Below are 2,797 nucleotides of genomic sequence, written 5' to 3'. Positions count from 1 at the left end.
TTGGATAATCAACACGCCTGGCATGATAAAAATCTAGAACGGAGGAAACAGAAGTGACTTGGGTAACAGAGACTGATTTTGTTAATTCATTTGTTAATTTAATGTACTTTGAAAAAAATCAGAAAAGATACTATTATAAGATATGGAGAGAGGTAAATACTGGGTTTGGGAAACCTGATGTTGTTGTTATTGAATATAAACCAGAAATTCTAGAATCACGAATTAATTTTATTCATTCTAAGATTCCTCCTCTATCAACTAAAGCTGCTTATGCAATGTCCTATTTATCATCACGTCGATGGGTATCAACTGAAAAACTTGGTAATTTTCTTCTCTGTAGTAGAAGTCAACTTCGTTCCTTAGTTGAGGAATTAACAGATAGGGGGTTGGTTAGAACAAATGGGCATCTAATAAAAGCTAATCCAAAATCAGAGATTTTGGCAGTAAATCGATTGTGGGTTTTTGAAGCTAAGCTATTTCAATGGAAAACTGCGATTGAACAGGCTGAGAGACATTTATGGTTTACCAAAGATTCATATGTATTGATGCCCTCGGAAAAAAAAAGTCTCATTGATTTAATTTCGCTAGAATGTAAAAAAAGAGGAATTGGACTTAGTTTTTTTAATGAGCAATCCGGTTTAGAGACAGTTATTCATTCAGCCGAAACGGGATTAAAGAATTCTCCAATATTATGGATGATTAATGAAAAATTGTTGGAGGAATTTAAATGAATTCAGAACTGTTTTCTCCTGATTCTCCGGAATTAATATCAGCATTTCCATTTATAACAATTAAAAACAAGTTAGGTGAAGGTGGACAGAAATACGTTTATAAAGCGTACACTGAAAAGGAAGGTATGGTAGCCCTCAAGGTTATTAAGGTGGAACAGCAGTATGAAAGAACTATGCGAGAAATTGATGCGGCATCTAAGTTTTCTCCACCAAGATTTCCTAAAATACATAGTTATGGTAGAAGTAAGGTGGCCAACGAAGATGTCGTTTACATAATTGAAGAATTTATTGAAGGTGTTAGTTTAAGAGAACGTTTACGATTAGGAGCAATGCAAGAGTCTGAAGCAGTCAAAATTGGTTATGAACTTTTAAATGCGTTATGTGAAGTTGCCGAACAACATTTAGTTCACCGAGATATAAAACCCGAAAATATTATGCTGGGGGAAAATGGCCGAGTAGTATTACTTGATTTTGGAATTGCTCGTCATTTAAATTTAACAAGTTTAACACAAGATGTTGCCATGTTTGGCCCATTAACTCCTGGGTATGCTGCACCTGAGCAGATAAGAAATGAAAAGCGTAGTATTTCACCAAGAACAGATCTTTTTGCTTGGGGTATAGTTATGTACGAAATGTTATCAGGCGAAAATCCTTTCACCAAAGATTGTAGTTCTCCAGGAGAAGCATTAATGCGCACTCTACAATTTGATGTACCAAAATTATCAAATTGTAGCAGTAACTTGTCAGAAATAATAGATTGGTGCATGAAAAAGCCTGCCCACCGAAGACCCGCAAATCCTATTATTGCTCTAAATGCTTTGAAAGAGGTGATATCTTGAAATTTTATTTGCAACAAGGACATGGTATGCAACAATTGGATATCGAATTTGTTGAGAATAATCCAGATACAGGAGTTATCTTATCTCCCCGAAATTATAGGCCCGATCAAATTGAACGCCATGCTAATGAATTAAGAGAAAGAAACGCAAGCGTGTTGTTCGACCCACAATTTTATCAACCTAGAACTGAAAGAGAAAATATTCTAAATTATCCTTATTGGAAAGGAGTAGAGTTTGCTACAACCGATTTTGCTACAAATGGAGCAGAACAGTTATGTGAAGGAGTCATAACATACCAGATTGAGGTGTTACAAGTAAGTGAAGTAATACTTCCTGGTCGCTATTCAAATTCTGTTACAGAAGATTGGTTGAATATTCATTATGTTTTTGCTGAAACAGCAGAGTCAATGAATTTAGATGTCCCTGTATATTCAACAATTGCTTTAGGACCAGATGTTATAATGGATCGCCAATCTTTAGACCGACTTTTGAACGAACTCGTTAATTACCCAGTAGATGGTTTTTATCTTGTTGTGAAAAACCCAAGAAACTTTCTTGTTACTGAAGAAATATTTATTTACAATTTGTTAGACGGGCTTTTAAGTTTGGTTTTGTCAGGTAAAAAAATATTACTTGGATACTCAAATCAACAAGGATTAATATATGCAAGTGCAGGGGTAACAGGCTTAGCTTCAGGAAATTTTCGTAATGTAAGATCTTTTGATCCAGCCACCTTTGATGTTCAATATACGAGTGATAGACAAAGAAGAGTATGGTATTACGATGCCAATACTTTATCTGAATTTCGTCCTCAGTCACTTGGTTTAGCATATCAACGTGGATTATCAGGTAGCTTCGGTCCAGTTTGTCAATATTGTAGACCATTGTTAGAATCAACAAACCCTGCTACTGTACCTTGGGGAGAACCACTGGCTTTCCGGCATTATCTTACCGAGATTAATCGACAATGGTTAAGTTTTTCTACTATCCCATCTAATCAAAGAATAGACCATGCAATTAGCCTTGTAGATGCTGCAAACCAACGCTTGAAGAACCTTAGTGAGAGAGGTTTTCGTCTTGGTGAGAGGTCATTTATTGATGCAATTGAACCAACTTTAAATGCATTGACAGCATTTAAAGCAGATAGACAGAATGATTTAGAACTCCTTCGAGATATGTTGCTAGAATAATTATGTAAATTATCACTTCACGAGTGTTGATTATCCA

At 35.5% G+C, this 2,797-nt stretch carries 3 protein-coding genes; all 3 read left to right on the top strand.

Features of this window, described 5'->3' with window-relative positions; all coding sequences use genetic code 11:
- The first annotated feature begins 53 nt into the window (after nt 1-53).
- The 3 genes from DI44_RS00190 to DI44_RS18500 are packed head-to-tail and all read left to right on the top strand — an operon-like array spanning nt 54 to nt 2,760.
- Entirely contained in the window at nt 54-731 is a 678-nt protein-coding gene (locus tag DI44_RS00190; RefSeq protein WP_033026708.1) for a hypothetical protein, read from the top strand.
- On the top strand, nt 728-1,570 hold the full coding sequence (locus DI44_RS00195) for a serine/threonine-protein kinase (protein WP_033026707.1): 843 nt from the start codon (nt 728-730) through the stop codon (nt 1,568-1,570). Before DI44_RS00190 ends, DI44_RS00195 begins: the two co-directional genes overlap by 4 nt.
- Nucleotides 1,567-2,760 (top strand): hypothetical protein, encoded by a 1,194-nt coding sequence (locus tag DI44_RS18500; RefSeq protein ID WP_241766411.1) that lies wholly within the window; start codon nt 1,567-1,569, stop codon nt 2,758-2,760. Before DI44_RS00195 ends, DI44_RS18500 begins: the two co-directional genes overlap by 4 nt.
- Nucleotides 2,761-2,797 lie beyond the last annotated feature (37 nt).

The sequence above is a fragment of the Geobacillus sp. CAMR5420 genome (genome assembly GCF_000691465.1).
Classification (GTDB): domain Bacteria; phylum Bacillota; class Bacilli; order Bacillales; family Anoxybacillaceae; genus Geobacillus; species Geobacillus thermoleovorans.
This window is presented reverse-complemented; position numbering and strand designations above follow the sequence as displayed.

Bases quoted from the DNA above. Each gene is read 5' to 3' on its own strand.
- DI44_RS00195 (WP_033026707.1), top strand. From the start codon at position 728: ATGAATTCAGAACTGTTTTCTCCTGATTCTCCGGAATTAATATCAGCA.